Here is a 22,636-nt window from a genome sequence, read left to right on the forward strand (position 1 = left end):
TTATTTTTTGGCCTTATACCAATAATTAACCTTTGTTTCAATTGTATTGACTACTAGTTTTTCGTGAAGCCCTCCGTACAGCTTATTTAAAATAGCTAAGCCTGTTGGTGAGGTTATATTTATTTCAATTAACTTTTCACCAAGAATATCGATGCCTGCAAAAATTATACTGTTCTTTTCTAAGAACTTGCCTATTTTTTTACATAATAACTGCTCTTTTATAGTAAGCTCACATTTAGCAAAACTGCCTCCAAGAGCAGCGTTACTTCTAAAATCTCCTGATTTTGGCAACCGTTGAAAAAATCCTATCAGCTTGCCTGCTGAAAATATAACTCTTTTATCACCATTATTTCTAACTGAAGGAATAAATTGCTGAACAACAATATGCCCGAATTTTTCTATGTGATTCTTTATAGTGGCCTGGAAATTTTCTTCGTCTACGTTAGTTAGTACGATATTTTTACCGCCATGCTGATAAAGAGGTTTTAAGACAGCAAAGTTATGCCGTTGGATAAAATGCTCAATAAGATGAAGATCAGATGAGATAATGAATTCTGGTAAAAAATTTTTGAATATTAGTGGGCTGAACTTTTCCGGGAGATTTCTTATACTACTTGGGTTGTTGAAAACTGGAGTATGGGCGCCTAACTTATCTAGTATATAGGTTGAAGTGATATAATTCATATCAAAAGGAGGATCCTGGCGGATCATAATTAGTAAGACTTCAGCTAAATTTAGGACCGCATGGTTGGTTATTGAATAATATGACTTAGAATCTTTCTCTAAATGGGCGAAAAAACCTTTTGCAAACACTTCATTATTTTCAATATAGAGGTCTTTTACTTGATAAAAGAATATCTCATATCCTCTGTTTTGCATTTCTATAGCTAGCAATAAACTACTGTCAGTTTCTATGTTGAGGCTCTCCAGCGGATCGATCTGGAAGGCTATTACCTTATGCATTGGTTTCATAAATTTTTGATGCTACTTTATTGTGAATAGAATCTTATTGCTTATAAAGCTATTATTTGTTACTGTGCCCTTCATTATCATGGACTTTGTTTGCGGTAAAGGGATCTTCTTTAATGTATGCCTAGGAAAGCTATAGTATTATTAAGTGGGGGGCTTGATTCTTCGACTGTTCTTGCGGTCGCTAAGTCGGAAGGATATGAGTGTTGTTGCTTAAGCTTTAGATATGGCCAAAAGCATTTGTTTGAGATCGAGTCCGCAAAAAATTTAGCGAAGATTTATGATGCGGCGGTACATAAAATTATCGATATAGATCTAACAGTATTTGGTGGCTCTTCGCTGACTAGCGCTCTTGAAGTACCTAAACATACTGATCTAAATCATTTGAAAAGTGGGCAGATTCCTCCTACGTATGTTCATGGTAGAAACACAATTTTTCTCTCGTATGCTTTTGCGTATGCTGAAGCATTAAATATTCCTAATCTATTTATCGGCTGTAATGCAATTGATTACAGTAATTACCCAGATTGCAGACCTGAGTATATATCTGCATACGAAAGGATGATTAACTTGGCTAAAGCCAGAATTCAGAGAGAAATTAAAATTTACGCTCCACTATTGCATCTTAGCAAATCTGAGATTATTATCCTGGGGAGAAGTTTGGGTGTGGATTATTCATTGACAACATCTTGCTATAATCCCTATGAAAGTGGGCGGCCATGCGGTCAGTGCGATGCGTGTTTGCTAAGAATTGAGGGATTTACTAAGGCCGGCTTGTCGGATCCTCTGCATTATATTTAAGTAAATATATAAAAATTTTAATCGGTTCATTGATATGTCTAGCGAAAGAATTCCAATTACGCCTAAGGGTTATCAGAGGTTGTTAGAGGAGTTGACACACTTAAAAAGTATAGAGCGGCCAGCGGTAATAGTTGCAATAGCTGAAGCAAGAGCACATGGGGATTTGTCAGAAAACGCTGAGTATACTGCTGCAAGAGAGAAACAAGGTTTTATCGAGGCAAAAATTGCGGACTTAGAAAGCAGAATTGCTAGAGCAGAAGTAATAGATGTAAAAGAATTGACAGGAAGTCAAATAAAATTTGGTGCTACAGTAACCTTGCTTAATGAGGAAAATGATAGTGAAGTCGAATACCAAATAGTTGGTGAATACGAAGCAGACCTAAATAGTGGTTTGATTTCTATTTCCTCCCCTTTGGCAAAGGCTTTATTAGGCAAAAGTGTCGGCGACCAAATAGAGGTTGCGACGCCAAAGGGAATTAAGTATTATGACGTTATAACTATAACTTATGAATAATTTACAGCATTTGTAGCTCAGTGGATAGAGCGTCGCCCTCCGGAGGCGAAGGCCGTGGGTTCGAATCCCGCCAAATGCGCCACTTTATGGGGGTGTTAGCTGTGTTTTTGTATTTTAAGCCTAAGGTGCTAGTAATCGTGATGTTGGGCGTCGCAAGCGGATTACCTCTTTCATTATCTGCTTCAACCTTGTCCGCGATGTTAATGGATACCGGGATAGGTATAGCAAAAATTGCAATATTTGGTTTGGCTTCGACTCCGTATGCGTTTAAGTACCTGTGGTCGCCATTGGTTGACAACTTAAGTTTGCCGATATTGAGCAAAGTTTTAGGACGTAGGACAGCGTGGCTGCTACTAACTCAAATATTGTTATTTTTTACCATAACTTTTGTGGGCTTTTATGCGGCCCAAGCTCCTAATTTATTTATTTTAGGTGCGGGAGTTTTTTGCATAGCATTCCTCTCGGCAACCCAGGATATTATAATCGACGCATATAGGATTGAAATATTAACAGATGAAGAGCAAGGATCGGGCGCAGCTGCGGTTACATTTGGCTATCGGATTGGGATGTTGATCTCAAGCGCTGGCAGCCTTTTTATTGCAGAATATTTAAATTGGGCCATTGCTTATTCCTCTGTAGCTCTTTTTCTAATACCTGGAGCTCTAGCGGCTTTAGCCTATGGAGAGCCATCGTTACTTAGGAGATCGCGAAAAGTTTATAGTAATTTTATTGCGTGGTTACGCCATAGCTTCGCCGATCCTTTCATAGAGTTCATTAAACAGAGAAATTGGTTTGTTATTATATGCTTAGTACTTTTGTATAAACTAAGTGATGCATATATTGGTATGCTTACCACTCCCTTCTTAATGGATATAGGATTTTCTAGAGTTGAAATAGCGAGCATTATAAAGCTTTATGGTTTTCTTACTACAATAGTTGGTATGTTTATTGGGGGCTACTTGATTGCTAAATATCAAAACATGGGATTTATATTGGTGCTTGGGCTTATACTCCAGTGTGTATCAAATTTAGTGTTTGTGGTGCAGGCTAGCTATGGAAATGATCCTTCTGTACTGATTGCAGTAATCTCTGTTGAGAATTTCTGTAGTGGCTTAAGCAATGCTAGCCTAGTTGCTTATATAAGCACTGTTGTTAAAAAAGAATTTGCCGCTACTCACTACGCAATACTTAGCTCTTTAGCAGTTGTTGGTAGGACAGTAATTAGTTCAAGTGCAGGATTTGTTGTTTCTATCTTAGGTTGGATAAATTTCTTTTATTTTTCAGCATTACTCTCTTTACCTGCATTTATTTGTTTGTATTATCTCTATTATAGAAAAAATAAATAGAGGTTTATTATGAATTTTACCTTTAAGCCGCTTTCAGAGTTAAGTTCAGAAACAGCAATTTTTTTAATATCTGAGCCAGCAAGCTTGCCAAAAACTTTGGTTGATTTGGACCGGCACAATCATATAGCAAATGCTATTAAGGCTGATAGAGCGTTTGGCGGTAAAACTGGCCAAATGGTTACTGTTCTAGCGCCTCATGGATTCCAGCAAAAGCAAGTAATTATCTTGTGTATTGGTAAAACTATTGAAGCAACTAATTTAACCGTACAAAGTGCGGGTGGCGCACTTGCTAGTAAATTAAACCAAATGAAAATCAGTGAAGCTGATTTAGTGATCGATACTGCGGAAGAGTTTAAAGTAGACTTGGCAATAAACTTGGCTATAGGAATTAAGCTTAAGAATTATGCATTTAACAAGCATTATGTTGCTAAAAAAGAAGAACATGAACTTACTCTTGCAAAAGTAAATATATTATCGACTTCTAAAAATGAAACCGCATTTGCTCAACAAGAAGCAATTTTAAATGGGGTAATAGTGACTAGAAATTTGGTTTCAGAACCGCCTAATAATTTATTTCCTATATCATTTGCAGAAGAATGTGAAAAGTTAAAGGCATTTGGGGTTAAAGTAACTGTTTTAAATAAAGAAGACTTGCAAGCGTTAAGAATGGGTGCTTTACTTGGAGTAGCTCAAGGTAGCGCTAATGAGCCAAGAGTGGTGATTATGGAATGGCATGGCAATAATTCTAGGCCAGATGAAGTTACCGCTCTTGTTGGTAAAGGAGTCACATTTGATAGCGGCGGTATCAACTTAAAGCCAAGCCAAGGTGTTGCTGACATGAAATGCGATATGGGCGGTGCCGGAGTTGTAACGGGTGCTGTGATGGCATTAGCGAGCAGAAAGGCAAAAGCTAATGTCATTGGAGCTATAGGATTAGTCGAAAATATGCCATCTGGTACTGCTCAAAGACCTAGTGATGTTGTTGTGTCGATGTCTGGACAAACCATTGAAGTTGACAATACCGATGCCGAAGGACGCTTGGTACTTGCAGATGTTATGTGGTATGTGCAAGAGCAATATAAGCCTAAAAATTTAATAGATTTAGCGACATTAACTGGAGCTATCGTGATAGCGCTCGGGGATTATTATGCTGGTCTTTTTTCAAATAGCGATGAGCTTGCTAGGAATTTGTGCGCTGCAGCGGACAAAGTTGGAGAACAAATTTGGAGATTGCCGCTTCACGATTTTTATGACAAGCAAATTAATTCTGATACTGCTGACATTAAAAATACAGGGCAAAGTGGACGGGGTGCGGGAAGCACAACAGCTGCACAATTTTTAAAGAGGTTTGTTAAGGACTGTGCTTGGGCTCACCTTGATATCGCTGGAGTAACCTGGACCAAACACGGTAACGATATTTGCCCAAAAGGGGCAACTGGCTTTGGAGTGAGATTGTTAAATCAATATATCATGGATAATATTGAGCGAAATGCCTAAAAGCACATTTGATTCCACAGAAGTAAAAAAATTTGCAGATTTAGCTGCAAATTGGTGGAACTGTGATGGGCCTCTTAAGCAACTGCACTTAATGAATAGGGCAAGAATCCCTTACATTAGGACTATACTGCAACAAGAAAAGTTAATTAGTGGCGATCGGCTTGATCAGTTAGATATACTTGATGTTGGATGCGGGGGAGGTATTTTATCTGTCCCTCTATCCAGGCTTGGAGCTAACGTTACTGGTTTGGACGCCTGCGCAGAAAATGTCCAGATAGCTAAAGATTATGCAAAACATAACGATCATCATATAAATTACGTAACATCAACTATTGAGGATTTTGCTAAGGAAAGGGTTTCATATAATGTAGTATGCACACTCGAGATAGTAGAACATGTGGCAGATCTTAATTTATTTCTTGAATCTGTGGCTCAAGTTGCTAAGCCAGGGGGGATAATTTTTATTTCAACAATCAATAAGACCTTTAAGTCATATATGCAGGCTATATTAATTGCTGAATACCTTCTTAAGATGGTACCCCGAGGTGGGCATGATTGGAATAAGTTTGTTGAGCCAAGCGCAATTGTTGATATTTTATCCCGCAGTAACTGCAGTTTTATTGAGATGAAGGGGATGAAATTTAATCCATTAACTACTGAATGGTACCTGGATCGTAATGTTGATGTTAATTATATAATGGCTCTAAGAAAATTGTAGCGGTGCTTAATTTTTCTCAACTTAAAGATAAAATTATCATTATAAGCGGCCCTACGGCAAGCGGTAAGTCAGCTTTAGCGATAGATATAGCTAGAGAGGTCGATGGAGTTATCATAAACTCTGATGCTATGCAGGTTTATAAAGAATTACCAATTTTAACAGCTCAACCTGATCTTTCAGATCAGCTCCATTCTCCTCATAGGCTGTATAGTATTATTGAAATGGATACTCACTATTCGGTTGCTATATGGCTTGACTGGGTAAAAAGAGAAATTACAAGCTGTAAAGAAAAGAGGCGAGCCCCGGTGATAGTTGGAGGCAGCGGTCTTTATATAAAATCACTAGTTGATGGGCTTGCCTTTATTCCAGGTATTTCTGAATCCACTAGAAGAAAGATGGCTGAGATGATAAGTTCGTCTGATTCTGTATCTCTTCATAAACGCTTATTTGCCTACGATCCTGACCTGGCTCGAAGACTTGCCCCTTCTGACCTAAAAAGAATTACTAGAGGGCTAGCGGTTTACCTGGAGACTCGGATAGCTTTGTCAAAATGGCAAAGCGATACTAAACCGTACTTGCCCCGAGATGAATTTTTTATTATCAATGTCGATATAGAAAGAGAGTCTTTGTACCGTAATTGTAACACTCGATTCGTAGCCATGTTGAAGATGGGAGCAGTCGATGAAGTTGAGACATTGCTGAACCAGAAGCCTGGTATAAAATATCCCAAAATTCTTGGGCTCTATGAATTAATTAATTGGTTAGAAGGAAAGACCACTAAAGAAGAAGCTATAGAAAAAGCGCAGCAGTTTACAAGAAATTACGCCAAAAGGCAAACTACTTGGTTTAGAAACCAAATGCGGTATGATTTCTTTTTGAGGAAGGGGGGGAGGTATGAGCAATAACCATTTACATATTCAAAAACAAGCTTCTAACCCTAACTATTCAGTATATGTTAATGCCTCTGCTGGTTCTGGCAAGACTAAGGTATTGATAGATAGAATGTTAAGGTTGCTATTGAAGGGTAATAACTTGAGTAATATTCTATGTGTTACCTTCACAAACGCAGCGGCTGAAGAGATGATAGAGAGGCTTAAGGGAAGAGCTAAAAAATGGTGTGCTGAATCAAAAGGAGATTTAGCAAGGGAGCTCGAAGATTTAATAGATGAGCCTATATCAGAGTCTATGCTTAGCCTGGCTAGTTCTTTGTACGGCACCTTATTGTTAGAAGCACAGAAGATCAAAATTCAGACGATGCATGCATTTTGTGCGAGAATTTTAAATATAGAGATTGATAGTGCATATACGAACGATACGAACGGCAACAGAATTATTAGTAATGCAGAAAAGTATAGCCTATTAAAAAGAGCTTATTATGAAGCAATGCGATCTGAGTTCTTACAAAAAGTAGTCAGGCTGCTTGCGCTTCTTTTTAATAATCAAATTTTATTTGAATATACGGTTGATTTAATTAACCAATATGCAAAATTTCATGATTACTTAAAAGATATCGATACTGAAGAACGGCTTTTAGGACAAATATTTCAGCTATTCGGTTTTGAACAAGATTTTGATTGGGAAATATTTCTGGAGAAAAGGATAGTCCAGCTTGATATGCCGGCTTTGTACTTAATTGCGGAATCTTTAGCTGAAAAGGAAGGGCGGCTGATGAAAGCTTGGCTTATATCTTCTTTAGCAGAGAAAAAAGAAAATTTATTTGAGTATGCAAATATTTTTCTGACTCAAGATCACAAAAAGAGAAGCCGAATTAGCGGAGCTAAATCCTTAAATGAGAGAATGCAAGCTCAACTTTATGCGCATCAAGAAGAAGTGTATGAGATTATCCAAACGAAAAAATCTTATAATGCTGCGCTACACAATTTTGCTTTTATTAGGTTTGCGCAAGAAGTTTTTAAAAACTATGAAGAGTTTAAAAGGGAAAAAGGATTGTTAGACTATGACCAGTTATTAATTAATACAATAAAATTACTAGAAACTTCTGAAAATAGACATTGGTTACTTTGGAAACTAGATTGCGAAATAGATCATATACTAGTTGATGAAGCACAAGACTTAAATGCTTACCAATGGCAAATCATTAAATTACTTAGCGAAGAATTTTTTGCGGGAATTGGAGCTAAAGAGGAAAATAGAACTATATTTATAGTTGGTGATCAGAAACAATCTATTTTTGGCTTTCAAGGAGCAGCTCCAGAGATTTTTGTCGATATTGCAAGATATTATAAAGAAAAAGCGCGGCACGCTCTAAAAGAATGGGTAGAAATTGATTTTAATATTTCATTTAGATCGGGAAAAGAAATTTTGGAGTTGGTGGATAATATCTTTATAAAAACTGATATAACAGCTCAGTTTAATACCTCCTATAAAAACCATATCTCTTATAGAAATACGCCAGCATATTTTCAAGCTTGGCAACTAAATGATGAGACAAAAAATACTTTATTAGATTCTCAGTGGATGATTCCGGCTGAATCGGCCTCAATACAAAGAGAAAGTATTGGCAGTTTTATAGCCACCAGAGTATCGGATTGGTTAAAAGACCAGCGTGTTATTTTTGGCAGCAATAAAAATTTTGAGTTAGATGACTTAATGATTATCCTGAGGAAGAGAGGAAGGATTTATAATGATATCTGTAACGCTTTAAGTAGAAATCAAATTCCTTTTGTGTCATGTGGCTCGCTCTTTCTTAAGGATAAAGTTACAATTTTAGATTTGCTTTCGCTTTTGAAGTTTATTTTAAATCAAGCAGATGATTTTAACTTAGCTAACTTACTAAAATCTGCGTTGTTTAATTTTAAAGAGGAAGATATATTTAAAATTGCTTTTAATCGAGGTAAAAGGACTATCTGGCAAAGTATAAGTGAAGGCAATCGTTATCAGCCTACTAGAGAAAAGCTCTTGAAGTTCCTAGAGTTATTTGCGGATAGCTCTCTTTATCAATTTTTTTATCAAGTGGCTTTTGAATATTATAAAAAGAATAGCTTTGACACTGCCATCAAAACTTTTTTGAATGCTGTAGCAAATTTTGAACAACAACACCAATTTGCTGGAGAACTCGAATTTCTACATTGGTTTGAGGCAGAAAAAATACAGGTTCTAGATTCATGCGCTGATAAAAATGCAATTAGAATAACCACCGCACATTCCGCAAAAGGTTTAGAAGCCCCTATTATTATACTTGCTGATGCATTTGAATCTGAGAATTTGTCACGTGATAATATTTTTTGGCTCGGAAACCGCTTGATTTTTAGTAGTGGAGCACAGTATGACGATAAATTTGTAAAAATAATTAAAGAAAAAGCAAAATTTATTCAAAAAAATGAAAATTTGAGGTTATTATACGTCGCTGTGACAAGAGCTAGAGATGAAGTTTATGTGATTGGTTACAATAAAGGAAAAATAGGAAACTGGCACGAATTAATTTGTGATTCCAGTCTCAAATCTGACCCTTTAGAGTAAGAATAATGAAACTCACATGTAATAAAATGGTAATATTTTCCACATTATATGTAAATATTATTTACATTATCATAAAAATCAGATAAAGCTCTAACTTGAAGTGCTCTGAGGCAAGCTATTGCTTATTTGTTTATTCTAGTGGTCTGAACTATAAAGATTTTTTTATTTGGTTAATTTATTGATTAAAATGACTAAATAATAAGCTGTATAAAAGATTAATTAGAGTTGCATTTTTACAATAAAACGTTATAAATTATTTATGATGGCTTTAGAGTGTTTTGCATACAACAAGTACTTGTTGTATGCAATTGTGAATTAATTTTAAGGTTTTTGAAAAATGAAAAAGATTGTATTTTCTTTGATCGCAGGTGTTGCGGCTCTTTCAGTTGCTACTTCAGTTATGGCTGGTAATTCTAAAAGAGAAGAAGCCAGGAATGCTACTCCTGTCGAGCAGAGAGTAGATGATAAAGCTGCTCCAGTTGTTGATAAGACTGAAGCAGAAAAGAATAAATAATTATTCGCAAATAATTATTTTGCAAGGCGAGATTCTCTTTAGAGTTTCTCGTTTTGCTGATTCGCAAGCTTTAGAAACACATCTAAAGTATTTTGTTTAATTTTTATATAATGTGTGTGGCGTATTATGGAAACATCAGGACAAATAAGTTTATATGAAGTATTTTTAAAATTAAAAATCAACCGAGGCATGTGAAGCTTTCTTTAAAGATTTGTGCACTCCTGCAGAGCTCAAAGCGATGAAAGAAAGATGGTTAGTGGCTCAGCTCTTGCATGATGGTAAGCTGTCTTATAGGCAGATTCATGATGAAACAGGAGTTAGCATCGCGACCATCACAAGGGTCGCTAGATTTTTATTTCATGAAAACAATGCTGGATATAAATCTGTATTGCCAGAGAAAAAAAGTACAAAATGCAAAAAAAGCTAATAAATGATCTAGCTTCATTTGTTTTAATAGCAATCATTGCAAATAATTTTTGATGCATAAGCATTTAAAATGCATGTGCGTGGTAGGCAGTTGGAAAAGTGTAGAACTTAATTGATTCTTGCTATGCTTGTCCGGTGTGCTTTGTTGTCTGAAGTCCATAAATGGTGAATATTATTGTTAAAATTGAAACAAGTGTAGATCATAAGAACGATCATATATAATATTGAAGTTTTTATTGATCTTGCTTTGTTGGAAATTGGTATAATAATGAAATTTGTTTATGGGCTTTTTTAATTTTAGCCAAAGAATTTTAATTTAAATATAAAAGTCAAGATTAGAGGAAGCCACATGGGGCATTGCCTAATGTTTATAGATAGGAGTTTCAAATCCAACAAATGCCTATGGAAGAAGAGAGTAAGAGTAGCGCAAAAGCATCCTCAGGAATTTGCTGTAGCGCTTCGTTCTTCGATTAAAACTAGCTGGATAATGCCTTTAAAGAATTCTTTGATTCTACAAATGAGGTCTCAGCCTTTGTTTTGTGATGGTGCGTGGAGATTTTTATAGTATTCATAAACGCTGTAATCATCTGTACATGCTCAATTTATAACGTTCTTCCAAGCCTAAATGACAGGTTCAGGTAGGTTGCCTTACTCCCGTCACCTACTCAAAATCAATAATTTCACCCGCTCCTCTATCAACAGCAATCAATATAAAGGTGTACTCCCACTTCCATTCTTTGGTCTTTTTTTTAATATATGTGTACAGCTCGTCAATCTCTAGGACCTCGATATCCTTAAGTGACTTTGTGCTGTTGCAGCTCTTATCTAACTTTTCTTGCACATAGCGTCCCCCCCCGTCTTTCGATCCATGAAGATATTTGGCTGTTATGGATTCCAGTCAGTCTCTCTATCGTCCTAATCCCGCAGTCCTCAAGATTAGGTTTTAAGTCTATCATTCATCGTGTATTTCTGTCGCTTATTACCTTCTCGGTAATTCTTTTTGCAATTCTTGCACCCTATTACCTCTTGCTGTCCCTATACCACACCATTCTTCACCTGCTCGCTGGAGCCGCAATATTTACACTTGACTATCATTTCTACTCCCCGTTTTACTACGAAGATATCACACCCTCTTATTGCCGTCTATAATTACCAGGCATTGCCCTTAATCGCTAGAAAAACGAGCTTGTTGTATAGCTAACAAATCTGAGAAGAACACGTGTACATAAGTTAAAGAAGAGTTTAGGTCAATTGGTTTAACGAGGCTAGGCCGTACCAGAGTATCCAACTAGGTTGTGGTACTTTTCGATTCCAAATTTTTTGATTAGATCTTCCCACTTTGATTTAGAACGCTGAGAAAATAGTAGATCGATAGAGGCGGGCACCACAAACCAATTGTTTTCACTTACTTCTTCTTCCAATTGTGAAGGATTCCAAGCAGCTATACCTTTTGCGAATAGCAATTTACTGTGACTTTTTCCAGAAATATATTCCTTTAAAAAAGCAACTATGTCTGTATACAGAGTTAGGTGCTGGTTTTCAGCAAAGCTTTTTTCTTGTTCTTTAGTCAAGCTCAAAACTACTATTTTATCTGAATACACCGGCCCGCCGAACAGAACTGGATAATTTCTCCTTCTAGAAGGAGAATATAATCTCTCCATCTGTTGGCTAGTAAGTCTATTTTTTTTAACTACTAAACTTTGAAAATCCTTAATATAGTTGTTGAGATCTGCTTCAGCAATTCTTCCTATTCTTTGATTAATGATAACTCCAACTGCTCCGTTTTCATCATGCATACAAATATAAACCAGGGATTGTTCAAAATTCTGATCACTTATATATGGTGAAGCTACCAGTACCTTACCCCCCAATGACTGAAATGCAGTCTCTAATTTCATAAAATCACCATTTAGCATAAGGAGGCAACGACATTAAGACCGCTTCAGTGTTTCCATTTGTCATCAATCCAAACCTCGTTCCTCTGTCATATAGTAGATTAAATTCTACATATTTGCCACGTTTAATTAACTGAATCTCTTTATCCTCCTCTGTCCAAGGTTTATCCACTTTATTTTCAACTATTTTAGTGAAAATACTAGGCATAGCTTGTCCAATATTCTTATTAAAAGCAAAATCTTTCTCCCAAGCTCCTGTATTTAAATAATCATAGAAAATACCGCCAACTCCTCTGGCTTCATTGCGGTGAGGAAGAAAGAAATAACGGTCACACTCTTCTTTAAATTTTGGATAATAGGTGACGTCGGTTTGATCGCAAACTTTTTTTAGTTCTTGGTGAAAAAAATCCTTTTCTTGCTCATCACGAAAAGCTGGAGTTAAATCAGTTCCACCACCAAACCAACATTTTTCTGTAACAATAAATCTAGTATTGGTATGAATTGCAGGAACAAATGGAGATTTCATATGGGCAACAATTGAAACCCCGCAGGCCCAAAATATCCTGCTGTCCTCAGCTCCAGGTATTTCCTTGGCGAATTTTTCATTAAAGCTTCCAAATACTGTAGAGATATTGACTCCTACTTTTTCAAAAATGTCTCCATGCATAATCGACATTTCTCCTCCGCCTCCACCAAGCCTGCTCCAAGCTTTGCGTTGGAACTTTTTATTGGTTCCAAATCTTTCTTCTATATTTTCAAACTGTTGACAAACGGAATCCCTTAAGTGGAAATACCAATCCCTAGCTTCTTTTTTACATAACTCTATATTATTGTACATCAAGTACTTACAAAAATTTACTTCTCTATTCTATTTAACCAATATTTTATTTTTTCCAAGCCCCTATTTGAATATATTTGTTTTTTGTTTGCGTTACGCGGTAAATTCTCTATAGGATCAAACAAATCCATAGTATAATGTTCATAGGTTGAAAAGTTTTGCTGAGCACCAAGACTGGCGCACCAAGAGCGGTCTCAGTAGGAGAGGAGGGCTAAGTTCAATATTCTGGTATCTCAAAAAATGAGCCATGAAAATCCCAGTAAGTAGTCCAATTGCAGCACTTTCTAGGTAGCCTTCAACGCCTGTGATTTGACCAGCAATTTTGATATTAGGATGGTTTTTTAGTGATAAGAAATTGTTAAGTAATCTTAGGACTATTAATGAAAGTTGTTGCGGTGCAATCCACTAAGTCTTGCGAATTCTGCATTTTCAAGACCTGGTATCATACGAAAAATTCTTGTCTGTTCTCCATACTTTAATTTAGTTTGGAATCCGACGATATTATAAAGAGTACCTAATTTGTTATCTTGTCTGAGTTGTACCACGGCACATGGCCTCTCTCTACCCTTGGATCCTTTAGGACAACAGGATTACCAAAATAAATCGGGTCCAAAACGTAAAGTTTTTCTCGCCCTCTTCTCTTACAGCTGGCCGCTAGGCCGCCTCACAGCCGGCAAGCCCTGCACCTATTTTATTGTAAAACTTTGCATCTATAATGTTTATTTCTTATCGACAGCTTCAGCGGTAGCATCAGAGGCCTCTTTTTCTTCAGCACGTCCAGAAATAGATAGAATAGCAAAATTATGTGGATCAACTGGTCTAACTCCAGTAGGAAGCTGTAGGTCATTGATATGAAGATTTTGCCCAACTTCAAGGTTGGCCACATCAACGTCTATACTAGAAGGAATACTAGATGGATGACAATAAAAGTTTATTGTACGCTGAGCAACGTTCATCACGCCTCCTTTCTTAATTCCAGGGCACTTATCATCATTAATAATTCTAACATGTACGGCAACTTTGATTTCTGTATCTTTACCAACTTCTTGAAAATCAATATGTTCAGGGAAGTCTGTTACAGGATTGATTTGTACATCTCTTGGGATTGCTGTGATTTTTTTATTACCTAAATGCAGCTCAACTAGCCTAGATTGAATATTTCCTTTAGAATATTCTTTGAAGAAGTCTTTAGCTACAAGAGATAACATCACATCTTCCTTACCACCGTAGAGAATAGCGGGGATTCGATCATTTCGGCGCAGTGCACGAGCTGCCCCTTTACCTTCACTTTCTCTTATTTCTGCAGTAAAAACAATCATCTCTGTCATAGCTTTATTAACAATCAAATTTTTAATTATAAACCTAAGTGACACTACCAAGGTCGGTGGTGAATTGTACTATATGATTTAAAATAACGCAATATGGTATTTTGGTAAAAAATATCTCTTGTGATTTATAGGCAAGCCTTATCATAGTCTAAATTTGATAACTCATCATTAAGGGCATACTCCTTCTATAGGGAAGCGGGCAGAAGGAAATCTCACTTTTTATTAAATCCCACACTTATCGATTATTTACTATTTGTGAGAAACATTATAAAGTGCTATATGAAGCGGGTTAAATCCACCTCTTGATGTGTTATGAAATCCACTTTATCTCCTAATAATACTTTTTTAAATATCAATTTAAACAAGATCCTAGAAAATTATAGGATAGTGGAAAAACATCTAAAGAAGGGGTGTGAAGTGGGCGCGGTCGTTAAAGCAAACGCCTATGGATTAGGTCAAGAACAAGTGGTTCAAGCTTTATATCAAGAAGGATGTCATAAATTTTGTGTTTCTAATCTTGATGAAGCATTACAAATTGAGCGAACTTTAGAGAAAGAGATATATCTTATGCATGGAATAGGGTCTATCGAGATGGCAGAGATTGCAAGGGAGGAGGGATTTATTCCTATGCTCAATCACTTAGAGCAAATAAAAATTTGGAATTTAATCGCAAAGGAAAAGAGTGAAAAATTAAAAGCTATTATACAAATAGATACGGGCATGGGGCGGTTTGGTTTGTCTAATACTGAAATTAAAAAATTAACAACTGACCCTGATCTGGTTTCTAATATTGAAATTGATTATATAATGAGCCATATGTCATGTGCTGAACAAGAGAATCATCCGGCTACTGTTAAACAATTACAAGAATTTAAAAAATACTTAGAATTTTTCCCGGGCGTAAAAGCAACTTTTGCTAACTCTGCTGGAATATTTTTAGGAGAGGATTTCCATTTCGACATGGTAAGACCAGGGTGTGCACTATATGGTATTAACCCAACTTCTTCTGAACTTAACCCCATGAATAGTGTAGTCGAGCTTTATGGATATATAGTGCAAAAGAGAATTATAGAGAAAGAACAATTTATAGGTTATCGGGCTCAATATAAAGCTACTCCTGGAGAAAAACTATTCGTTATCGAGTGTGGTTATGCGGATGGGTATGTAAGATCTTTAAGCAATAAAGGAATTTGCTACGCGGAAGGGTATTTCTTGCCAGTCGTTGGGATTGTTAGTATGGATGCTATTATTGTTAATGCCTCTGCTTTACCGACTGCTCTATTTGATGAAATAACTCACATTGAGTTGCTAGGGGAGCACATAACAATTGATGATATTGCAAAGTATGCCAACACCATTAGTTATGAAATTTTGACTACTAGATTCGGAAATAGGTGTAAAAGATTTTATATTAGTGATAATAATTATTAATGTGCTATGAATTTATTAATAAAGAGGTTTACGGGTGTGATAGGTATCAGCGTCATAGCTGCCATTGGCTCTACCACTATTGAATTTATAAGGGGCCTTGGAAAGTTGGGAATATTTTTTGCTGAAATAATCAAGTCGCTTCTTCCCCTGAGATTTTATTGGCGAATATTTTTGAAGCAGTTGATGGAAATTGGCTATTATTCTTTACCTGTAATTGGCCTCACCGCTATATTTACTGGAGCAGCACTTGCGTTACAAAGCTATACAGGATTTGTTAGAATGAATGCAGAAAGCGCTATAGCTTCTGTGGTCGCCTTATCTATAACTAGAGAACTGGGCCCAGTCTTAGCTGGCTTGATGCTCTCTGGTAGGGTTTCTGCTTCAATAACCGCGGAGATAGGTAGTATGAAAGTTACGGAGCAAATAGATGCTTTGTATACCTTAGGAGCTAATCCAATACATTACTTAGTGATACCAAGGGTAATAGCCGGTTTAATTGCCTTACCGTGCTTAGTATTAGTGGCGGATATAATAGGGATTTTAGGCGGTTATTTAGTTGCTATATATAAGCTAGATTTCTCAGCTCACGTTTACTTAACTAACACTATAAGTTTCATTAAATTAACTGATATTACTTCTGGGCTAATTAAAGCGGTAGTGTTTGGATTTATTGTAACGTTTATAGGTTGTTACTTTGGGTTTCATTCTAAGGGTGGAGCGCAAGGTGTAGGGCATTCTACTACTTCTGCAGTCGCGGTTTCATCGATCCTCATCCTGGTGATGAATTATATTACAACAGGATTACTATTTTCTTATTAGAAGAGTTTTTATGTCTAACAAAGTCAAAATATCTGTAAGGAATTTAAGTAAATCTTTTGATGAGAAAGTAGTGCTACGGCGGGTGAATTTAGAAATAGAAGAAGGCCAGTCTTTAGTTATAATAGGAGGCTCTGGAAGCGGTAAATCCGTCTTACTGAAATGTATAATAGGGTTACTACAGCCAGATAGTGGGTCAAAGGTGTTTTTTAATGGTGATAACATTGCTTCAACCCACATAAAAAATCGTCAATATTTAATAGAAAAGTTTGGTATGTTATTCCAAGGAGGGGCTTTGTTTGATAGTTTACCAATTTGGTATAATATTTGTTTTCATATGCTACACCAAGGCTTGATAACGGTAAAAAACGCTAAAGCTCTGGCTGAACAAAAGTTAAAAATGGTAGGAATATCTTCTGAGGCGCTGAATTTATGTCCTGCTCAACTTTCTGGAGGTATGCAAAAACGGGTGGGACTTGCCCGTGCCATTGCAAATAATCCGGACATTATATTTTTTGACGAGCCAACAGCAGGACTTGATCCAATTAATGCACAAAATGTTTCAGAGCTTATAGCTAGCCTTTCCAAGGAGTTAAATGCTACAACAGTTACCATAACTCATGACATGGTTTGCATGAAAAGAATTGCAAACAAAATTGCTATGATTCATTCTGGGAATATAGTATGGCAGGGGACGAAAGAGAATATAGAAAATTCTGGCAACTCTTCAGTAGATGCTTTTGTAAAAGCCGCAGGGAACTTTTAGCTGAAAATAATAGGGCGTGCTTTTAACATAGATACTTGTGCAAAGCTACCTTCTTTATTTTCTATTATCTGAACTGTCATTGAATTAAAATCATAGAAATAATAACTTGTCTCTATTAAATTAGATAAATTGTCTGTAAATAATTCTATCGCTAGTTTTACTTTTTTCTTCAATGATGTTGGCATGGTAATGCTCAAAGAAACGCACGAACTTATCTGTAATGTTGTACTGATGCGCGCTCAAGAGTTTTTTTATCGCTTTCAAGTCTCTATTAATGACCACTGCATACATGGATAAGATAATGCTTACTTCTAAACCATTGCTAGCGCCAATAATCTTACTAACAGTTTTTGCGGGGTTTTCATAAGTGCCGATTAGTAGAATAGCTGGCTTAAACAGGATATGAGAATACTTACTCCAACTCTTCCCTATAAATTTGACTGCTGCTTCATAATCAGTAATTTTAATTAGCAACAGCGCATATAGATAGATTGCAGGTTCCAGAGGGGATTTTATTTTTTCTATCAGCACTGTCGCTTCCTTTAACGCCTCAAAAGAAATTTTTGATAGATAAATTTCCTCAGCAATTTTGTAGTTACATATGTCGATTAAGTGATCTTTAGCAAAATCGTTAAATTCGCTTTGTTGCAAGAACTCTAATAAGTTACTCCACCTTCTTTCTCCAAAATAAGCCTTAACGCTGGTTAAAAATAACCATTTTGGGGGAATGGAAGTAGGAAGAGTTTTTAAATGCTCTAAAGCTTTTTGGTATTTACCGTGGCTTATCTCTTCTTCTACTAATTTCATTAAAGATAAATTCGCAGTTTCTGGATAATGAAGCATATCCTCAATAGATTCTTTTATACTGCTATGATTTATAAGATTTCTTTGATAATTAAGCCACGACTTAAAATACTCGGGTATATCTGCCGACATTAAGAAAGACAACGCTTTATTAGCTTTACTAGCATCATGTTGGTTAGCTGCAATAATAAAATCCTTTAAGCTGTCAAATTTACTTTCATTTACTTTTCTTTGATAATTGCGTTTTATGATCAAAGGTAAGGTAATTATGCTATATGTTGATCTCATTATAATATAGAGAAGCGCCATAATAAGCGCTGAAGCGAGCCCAAATAAAAAAAGCGTAGTTTTAATTTTTTTATTGTCCACCTCAAATGCTACTATAGGGCTGCTCTCATTTAAAAATAATACTATCCCAAGAAGTAATAAAGTAATTAATAATAATTTTAGTAACTTAAGCATTCTCTAAAACTTGGATCATGAGCTGATGAAGTAAGAAATTAACGTTATTTTTGAGTTGTAACGGAATTTCTATTTCTTTTAAGGCCATATACCTACCGGATAATTTTTTAATGATGTCTAAGGCATGCGCTGTATCGTTATGCTCTAAGGAATGTAATACAAAGAGTAAAGTATCCCTATCTTCATTTTTTTCGATATTTTCTACTTTCACAAATTTGTCTAAGACTTGATCTACAGCAGATAGATTGTGGTTTTTTATCATGGAGCTATTTTTTGTGTATATTAAATCTGTAATTGCAGAAATAAAAAAGAATTTGCTGGTATATTAGTGTTGTATATACTCTTTAGCTCATTAGCGATAATTGCTAGGTCAGCAACAGCAAATTGATTTATTAAATTGATTTCGTTACTGATGTCATTTCCATTTTTTAGTTTTATGATCGCCATATGAATTGCCTGTACCATAGAGAATTTATAGGCTTTCTTTTTTAATTCGTCATCAATGACGTTAGAAGAGTTCAAGGTATTAATGGTCTTGTTAAGCTCTTTATATGCAAGATATAATCTTTCTTCTAGAGTGGTTATATTACAAGCGCTGTTGTTAAGTTCTTCCAGAGAATTTTCTAAATTTCTTATACTAATAGTTGCAATTAAAATGGCAACTAAAGAAGCAAGGACTATTGCTCCAGAGAAATAAAGCAGTCGGCTAAAGATCTTCACCATACAATTTAAGCAAGATAAGTAAAACTTATAAAAGTTTTAACAAACTAGTAAACTTTTGGCAAGCTTACATTACTTAATATGGTGACTTTAAATTTAATTTTATTCCCAGGCCACCCAAGTAGTGGGCATGCGATCACTGTATTGTTTTTTATCATTACCGGTAAAACCCACTTTAATTTGTTGTGCTCTAAAGTTATCGAATTATCTAACTTGTTTTTTAAAAATGGCAGGTGAGTTTTGGTTAGAGCCTCGACTCTTAGCTCTTCATCCAAATCGTTATCCAATTCTATAACAAAGCGAGCATCCCAAATTATTCGTTGCACACCTTTATTTATCACCATGCTCTTTATTGCATTTTTTTCTCGAATAAATATTAATTTATAAGGTTGTTTTACTTTTAGTATTTCGCAGCCATGAAGCGTAGCATCCGACCATTTTTCAAAATGCCTGATTTTATTTAATAAATTTTCTAGATTATTAAGTCTAATACTATACTGATTATTTAAGCTCCTCAAAATACACGATAAAACTCGAAGCTGTATTTCTTCATGCATAGTAAGAAATTTTTGTATATCTAATTTAATATAGCCGAGGTCCTTTACAGTTACTACTTCATAAAATGCTGCTAGAGTCATTTTTTCTAGGTAATCTCTAGTTCTCAGGGCACTTTTAGCTAATAAGTTCAACTTATCAACTGTTAACAAACAGTTATTGCTGTTTAACAGCTCTCTTACTCTGGACCTAATAAATTTAGGATCAAGATTTGAAGGATCATTAACCCATGGCCAATTATATCGTTTAAGTGTTTCTTCTATTTCATCTCTTGTATAGTCCAACAAAGGCCTTATCACCGTTATATTTTCTCTAACCTTGTGACTCGACATTCGGGCTAATCCATCAATACCTGTACCCCTTCCCAGCCTAATTAGCACATTTTCTGCTTGATCGTTTTTATTGTGAGCTAAAGCCAAATGTTGTATATCGTTTCTGATGCAGTATTCAATTAATAATCTATATCTTGCATCACGAGCTTTTTGATGAATATTACTGATACTCAGTTTTTCATCGTAATCTAACCATTTTAAGATTATTACTTCAATATCTTGGTGGTTAAGAAAAGCTTTGGTTTCTATTGCCTCTGCAGTTGAATCTGTCCTTAATCCATGATCTACTATTAAGCAAGTTACAGCAAAGCCCAAAGTATGCATCATAAGTGTCATACACATGCTGTCTGCGCCTCCAGAGACTGCTAGAGCTATTTTTTGAGTTCTATCTAGGCCGAAATTAACTTGTAGTGTTTCTGCAAATTCTTTAATGTTAATCAAAGCAATAATTAGAGATTGTTATTATATCGGTACTTATATCAATTATAAAATCACAAATAAACTGTTTTATAATTAGCTAAACTTCTATAATTATGCTAGTTTTTAACTGCAAGTGAAATTCTCAAAGTATATATGAAAAGCGAAATAATAGTAGTAGGATACGGACCCACAGCAATGACTACATCTGCTATACTTGGGCGACAAGGTATTGCGACTACTATAGTTAATCCCTTTCCAGTTTATCAAAAAATGCCATCTGCAACGAGATTGCTAGCATTATCGCTCTCTTCTGTTGAGCTTTTTAAAGAGCATGGATTAGTTAAAAATATTAAATCAATTGGTCAACCGATAAAAAAAATCCATGTTTCACAATATAAAAAAAGTGGTTTACTTGAGTTTGATCCTACGGATATTCATAAAGAAAATTTTGGTTATATGGTTGATGAAGAAGAGTTATGGAAATCGCTATATTCTGAGGTAAAGGATACCAGTACCATAGATGAGGTTCACAGCAACATAGAAACAATTGACTACCAAAACAATAAAATAGTTTTAAAGCTTTCCAATGGACAAAATCTTACGGCAGATCTCTTGATTGCAGCCGATGGTAAAAATTCTATCATTCGCAAGAAATTATATTTTGAAGTAGAAAAGAAATCTTATAATCAAATTGTTTTAATTTGCGATATAAAACATTCTAAAAATCATCAAGGTATTGCGAGAGAAATATTCATGAAAAAAGGGCCTTTTGCAACTCTACCCAAGCTTGGAGGATATTCATCATCAGTTGTTTGGACGGAATCAATGGCATCTGAAAGCTTTTTAAGATCTTTAAATAAACCTTTTTTACAAGAATTCATTGCTTCAAGGTGCAGTAAGGAGTTGGGTGAAATAGAGCTAGGCTCAAATCCGAGCCTCTTCCCTTTATCATCTACTTATTCCAAGGAAGCAATTGCAGACGGAATTGCTTTAGTTGGAGATGCATGGCATGCAATTCACCCCTTAGCAGGCCAAGGTTTAAATCTTGGCTTAAGGGACATAAAAGCGCTTACTGATTTGATTGTTAAAGAAAAAAGTATAGGGCTAGATATAGGAAATTTCCAAATTTTGAAGAAATACCAACGAGCTAGAAGAGACGACATTACAATTTTAATAAGTACTATAGATATAATAAATAATATATATAAAAGTAAATTGCCTATTGTACCTGAGATTGGCCAATTTATGATTAGGGCAGTGAGTTTTTGTAAACCACTAAAAAATTTGTTTATGATTTATGCTTCCGGCAAACACATATAATTTCCTTTATTTGGGTTTTTGACATATATTAAAATTTAGCAACTAAACATTTTTACTATGTATTTTATTACATTCGAAGGCTGTGACGGTTCTGGTAAGACAACGCAAGTTTCTTTATTAACAAATCATCTTCAAAGCAGAGGCCTAAAATGTGTTACCACAAAAGAGCCAGGTGGCACTCCTTTAGCGCAGGAGATAAGATCTCTGTTGCTTAAATCTGAAATTAAAGATCCAATTACCGAATTTGCACTTTTAAGTGCAGCCAGAAGAGACCATATTACAAATTTAATCCAACCATCCTTAGTGCAAGGTATAACTGTTATCTGTGATAGATTTTTTGATTCTTCTTTAGTTTACCAAGGGCTTAAAAAAGGCCTAGATTTAGATTTCATGTTTGATATACATAAAAAAGTGGTTGGTGCTCTAGAGCCGTCGCTTACTTTTCTTTTAGACTTGGCTCCAGAAATAATTATAGAACGGCTGCAAAGAAGCGCTAATAGAGAAATAAATCATTATGATGCGCAGCCGGTTAGTTTTCATAAATCGATAAGAGAAGGCTTCTTGTTATTAGCAGAAAAATTTTCCAGCCGTATAGTAGTTATTAATGCTGATCAGCCTATAGAGAATATTGCCAAGGAAATTTTTGAAAAATTTTCGATGCTAACCAAGACTTAGTTGCTTATA

The 22,636-nt window shown here is 35.5% G+C and carries 24 protein-coding genes, 1 tRNA gene and 2 pseudogenes; 15 read left to right on the forward strand and 12 right to left on the reverse strand.

Annotated elements, in window-relative coordinates:
- A complete protein-coding gene (gshB, locus tag MIDI_RS00960) occupies window positions 1-963 on the reverse strand; it encodes a glutathione synthase (RefSeq protein WP_160162174.1) in 963 nt (320 codons plus the stop codon).
- Between the two features lie 126 nt (window positions 964-1,089).
- On the opposite strand from gshB, the gene queC reads away from it, so the two are divergent.
- From queC to MIDI_RS01005, 10 genes and pseudogenes are all read left to right on the forward strand, one after another.
- Window positions 1,090-1,770 carry a 7-cyano-7-deazaguanine synthase QueC gene (gene queC, locus MIDI_RS00965; protein WP_013950729.1) on the forward strand — a complete coding sequence of 227 codons (681 nt, stop codon included), beginning with the start codon at window positions 1,090-1,092 and terminating at the stop codon, window positions 1,768-1,770.
- 34 nt (window positions 1,771-1,804) lie between these two features.
- Window positions 1,805-2,284 (forward strand): transcription elongation factor GreA, encoded by a 480-nt coding sequence (gene greA / locus MIDI_RS00970; protein ID WP_013950730.1) that lies wholly within the window; start codon window positions 1,805-1,807, stop codon window positions 2,282-2,284.
- Window positions 2,285-2,290: 6 nt separating this feature from the next.
- Window positions 2,291-2,366: transfer RNA gene (locus MIDI_RS00975), tRNA-Arg, on the forward strand.
- Between the two features lie 19 nt (window positions 2,367-2,385).
- The gene (locus MIDI_RS00980; protein WP_160162175.1) at window positions 2,386-3,630 is read left to right on the forward strand and encodes an AmpG family muropeptide MFS transporter; all 1,245 of its coding nucleotides are present in this window, start codon (window positions 2,386-2,388) and stop codon (window positions 3,628-3,630) included.
- Between the two features lie 9 nt (window positions 3,631-3,639).
- Window positions 3,640-5,127, forward strand: coding sequence for a leucyl aminopeptidase (locus tag MIDI_RS00985; RefSeq protein ID WP_013950732.1), 1,488 nt, complete (start codon window positions 3,640-3,642; stop codon window positions 5,125-5,127).
- Window positions 5,120-5,845 (forward strand): bifunctional 2-polyprenyl-6-hydroxyphenol methylase/3-demethylubiquinol 3-O-methyltransferase UbiG, encoded by a 726-nt coding sequence (ubiG, locus tag MIDI_RS00990; protein WP_013950733.1) that lies wholly within the window; start codon window positions 5,120-5,122, stop codon window positions 5,843-5,845. Before MIDI_RS00985 ends, ubiG begins: the two co-directional genes overlap by 8 nt.
- A 2-nt stretch (window positions 5,846-5,847) precedes the next feature.
- A complete protein-coding gene (gene miaA / locus MIDI_RS00995; protein ID WP_052567654.1) occupies window positions 5,848-6,750 on the forward strand; it encodes a tRNA (adenosine(37)-N6)-dimethylallyltransferase MiaA in 903 nt (300 codons plus the stop codon).
- Entirely contained in the window at window positions 6,740-9,325 is a 2,586-nt protein-coding gene (locus tag MIDI_RS01000) for a UvrD-helicase domain-containing protein (RefSeq protein WP_013950735.1), read from the forward strand. The genes miaA and MIDI_RS01000 overlap by 11 nt, the downstream gene beginning before the upstream one ends.
- Window positions 9,326-9,662: 337 nt before the next feature.
- Window positions 9,663-9,839 carry a hypothetical protein gene (locus MIDI_RS08360; protein ID WP_160162176.1) on the forward strand — a complete coding sequence of 59 codons (177 nt, stop codon included), beginning with the start codon at window positions 9,663-9,665 and terminating at the stop codon, window positions 9,837-9,839.
- Window positions 9,840-10,029: 190 nt separating this feature from the next.
- Window positions 10,030-10,266 (forward strand): annotated as a pseudogene (locus MIDI_RS01005) (YerC/YecD family TrpR-related protein); the annotation flags it as partial.
- A 660-nt stretch (window positions 10,267-10,926) separates the two neighbouring features.
- On the opposite strand, the gene MIDI_RS01015 reads toward MIDI_RS01005, so the two are convergent.
- The 7 genes and pseudogenes from MIDI_RS01015 to MIDI_RS01030 all read right to left on the reverse strand — a co-directional run bounded on the left by MIDI_RS01015 (window position 10,927) and on the right by MIDI_RS01030 (window position 14,344).
- The gene (locus MIDI_RS01015; RefSeq protein WP_041185336.1) at window positions 10,927-11,106 is read right to left on the reverse strand and encodes a hypothetical protein; all 180 of its coding nucleotides are present in this window, start codon (window positions 11,104-11,106) and stop codon (window positions 10,927-10,929) included.
- A complete protein-coding gene (locus MIDI_RS09630) occupies window positions 11,087-11,221 on the reverse strand; it encodes a hypothetical protein (RefSeq protein WP_272940973.1) in 135 nt (44 codons plus the stop codon). Before MIDI_RS09630 ends, MIDI_RS01015 begins: the two co-directional genes overlap by 20 nt.
- A gap of 309 nt (window positions 11,222-11,530) precedes the next feature.
- A complete protein-coding gene (locus tag MIDI_RS01020; RefSeq protein ID WP_160162177.1) occupies window positions 11,531-12,163 on the reverse strand; it encodes a YqgE/AlgH family protein in 633 nt (210 codons plus the stop codon).
- A gap of 4 nt (window positions 12,164-12,167) precedes the next feature.
- Window positions 12,168-12,998, reverse strand: coding sequence for an oxygen-dependent coproporphyrinogen oxidase (gene hemF, locus MIDI_RS01025; RefSeq protein ID WP_013950739.1), 831 nt, complete (start codon window positions 12,996-12,998; stop codon window positions 12,168-12,170).
- A gap of 141 nt (window positions 12,999-13,139) precedes the next feature.
- Entirely contained in the window at window positions 13,140-13,400 is a 261-nt protein-coding gene (locus MIDI_RS10085; RefSeq protein WP_202795482.1) for an FAD-dependent oxidoreductase, read from the reverse strand.
- A pseudogene (locus tag MIDI_RS10090) lies at window positions 13,376-13,546 on the reverse strand (FAD-dependent oxidoreductase); the annotation flags it as partial. The pseudogene MIDI_RS10090 and the gene MIDI_RS10085, both read right to left, overlap by 25 nt.
- Window positions 13,547-13,717: 171 nt before the next feature.
- Window positions 13,718-14,344, reverse strand: coding sequence for a 50S ribosomal protein L25/general stress protein Ctc (locus MIDI_RS01030; RefSeq protein WP_148234083.1), 627 nt, complete (start codon window positions 14,342-14,344; stop codon window positions 13,718-13,720).
- 294 nt (window positions 14,345-14,638) lie between these two features.
- Here MIDI_RS01030 and alr point away from each other — a divergent pair, with 294 nt between their 5' ends.
- From alr to MIDI_RS01045, 3 genes are read left to right on the forward strand one after another with little or no spacing between them, the layout of a single operon-like run.
- On the forward strand, window positions 14,639-15,757 hold the full coding sequence (gene alr, locus MIDI_RS01035; RefSeq protein ID WP_013950742.1) for an alanine racemase: 1,119 nt from the start codon (window positions 14,639-14,641) through the stop codon (window positions 15,755-15,757).
- Window positions 15,758-15,763: 6 nt separating this feature from the next.
- Window positions 15,764-16,576: an MlaE family ABC transporter permease gene (locus MIDI_RS01040; RefSeq protein WP_013950743.1), complete on the forward strand. Its 813-nt coding sequence runs from the start codon at window positions 15,764-15,766 to the stop codon at window positions 16,574-16,576.
- A gap of 10 nt (window positions 16,577-16,586) precedes the next feature.
- Entirely contained in the window at window positions 16,587-17,339 is a 753-nt protein-coding gene (locus MIDI_RS01045) for an ABC transporter ATP-binding protein (protein ID WP_013950744.1), read from the forward strand.
- 120 nt (window positions 17,340-17,459) lie between these two features.
- Here MIDI_RS01045 and MIDI_RS01050 read toward each other — a convergent pair whose 3' ends face one another.
- The 4 genes from MIDI_RS01050 to tilS are packed head-to-tail and all read right to left on the reverse strand — an operon-like array spanning window position 17,460 to window position 20,653.
- Entirely contained in the window at window positions 17,460-18,605 is a 1,146-nt protein-coding gene (locus tag MIDI_RS01050) for a hypothetical protein (RefSeq protein ID WP_013950745.1), read from the reverse strand.
- A complete protein-coding gene (locus MIDI_RS01055) occupies window positions 18,598-18,867 on the reverse strand; it encodes a hypothetical protein (protein ID WP_013950746.1) in 270 nt (89 codons plus the stop codon). Before MIDI_RS01055 ends, MIDI_RS01050 begins: the two co-directional genes overlap by 8 nt.
- 20 nt (window positions 18,868-18,887) lie before the next feature.
- Window positions 18,888-19,328 carry a hypothetical protein gene (locus MIDI_RS01060; protein ID WP_013950747.1) on the reverse strand — a complete coding sequence of 147 codons (441 nt, stop codon included), beginning with the start codon at window positions 19,326-19,328 and terminating at the stop codon, window positions 18,888-18,890.
- Window positions 19,329-19,372: 44 nt separating this feature from the next.
- Complete coding sequence (gene tilS, locus MIDI_RS01065) at window positions 19,373-20,653, reverse strand: tRNA lysidine(34) synthetase TilS (RefSeq protein WP_041185337.1); 1,281 nt, start codon at window positions 20,651-20,653, stop codon at window positions 19,373-19,375.
- A 132-nt stretch (window positions 20,654-20,785) separates the two neighbouring features.
- Here tilS and MIDI_RS01070 point away from each other — a divergent pair, with 132 nt between their 5' ends.
- Window positions 20,786-21,952 (forward strand): FAD-dependent monooxygenase, encoded by a 1,167-nt coding sequence (locus tag MIDI_RS01070; RefSeq protein ID WP_013950749.1) that lies wholly within the window; start codon window positions 20,786-20,788, stop codon window positions 21,950-21,952.
- A 57-nt stretch (window positions 21,953-22,009) separates the two neighbouring features.
- Window positions 22,010-22,627, forward strand: coding sequence for a dTMP kinase (tmk, locus tag MIDI_RS01075; protein ID WP_013950750.1), 618 nt, complete (start codon window positions 22,010-22,012; stop codon window positions 22,625-22,627).
- The last annotated feature ends 9 nt before the right edge of the window (window positions 22,628-22,636 follow it).

It is taken from the genome of Candidatus Midichloria mitochondrii IricVA (genome assembly GCF_000219355.1).
Taxonomy (GTDB): Bacteria; Pseudomonadota; Alphaproteobacteria; order Rickettsiales; family Midichloriaceae; genus Midichloria; species Midichloria mitochondrii.

Coding starts and splice junctions, on each gene's coding strand:
- gshB (WP_160162174.1), bottom strand. CDS start 963: ATGCATAAGGTAATAGCCTTCCAGATCGATCCGCTGGAGAGCCTCAAC.
- queC (WP_013950729.1), top strand. CDS start 1,090: ATGCCTAGGAAAGCTATAGTATTATTAAGTGGGGGGCTTGATTCTTCG.
- greA (WP_013950730.1), top strand. CDS start 1,805: ATGTCTAGCGAAAGAATTCCAATTACGCCTAAGGGTTATCAGAGGTTG.
- MIDI_RS00985 (WP_013950732.1), top strand. CDS start 3,640: ATGAATTTTACCTTTAAGCCGCTTTCAGAGTTAAGTTCAGAAACAGCA.
- ubiG (WP_013950733.1), top strand. CDS start 5,120: ATGCCTAAAAGCACATTTGATTCCACAGAAGTAAAAAAATTTGCAGAT.
- MIDI_RS01000 (WP_013950735.1), top strand. CDS start 6,740: ATGAGCAATAACCATTTACATATTCAAAAACAAGCTTCTAACCCTAAC.
- MIDI_RS08360 (WP_160162176.1), top strand. CDS start 9,663: ATGAAAAAGATTGTATTTTCTTTGATCGCAGGTGTTGCGGCTCTTTCA.
- MIDI_RS09630 (WP_272940973.1), bottom strand. CDS start 11,221: ATGATAGACTTAAAACCTAATCTTGAGGACTGCGGGATTAGGACGATA.
- MIDI_RS01020 (WP_160162177.1), bottom strand. CDS start 12,163: ATGAAATTAGAGACTGCATTTCAGTCATTGGGGGGTAAGGTACTGGTA.
- hemF (WP_013950739.1), bottom strand. CDS start 12,998: ATGTACAATAATATAGAGTTATGTAAAAAAGAAGCTAGGGATTGGTAT.
- alr (WP_013950742.1), top strand. CDS start 14,639: ATGAAATCCACTTTATCTCCTAATAATACTTTTTTAAATATCAATTTA.
- MIDI_RS01040 (WP_013950743.1), top strand. CDS start 15,764: ATGAATTTATTAATAAAGAGGTTTACGGGTGTGATAGGTATCAGCGTC.
- MIDI_RS01045 (WP_013950744.1), top strand. CDS start 16,587: ATGTCTAACAAAGTCAAAATATCTGTAAGGAATTTAAGTAAATCTTTT.
- MIDI_RS01050 (WP_013950745.1), bottom strand. CDS start 18,605: ATGCTTAAGTTACTAAAATTATTATTAATTACTTTATTACTTCTTGGG.
- MIDI_RS01055 (WP_013950746.1), bottom strand. CDS start 18,867: ATGATAAAAAACCACAATCTATCTGCTGTAGATCAAGTCTTAGACAAA.
- MIDI_RS01060 (WP_013950747.1), bottom strand. CDS start 19,328: ATGGTGAAGATCTTTAGCCGACTGCTTTATTTCTCTGGAGCAATAGTC.
- MIDI_RS01070 (WP_013950749.1), top strand. CDS start 20,786: ATGAAAAGCGAAATAATAGTAGTAGGATACGGACCCACAGCAATGACT.
- tmk (WP_013950750.1), top strand. CDS start 22,010: ATGTATTTTATTACATTCGAAGGCTGTGACGGTTCTGGTAAGACAACG.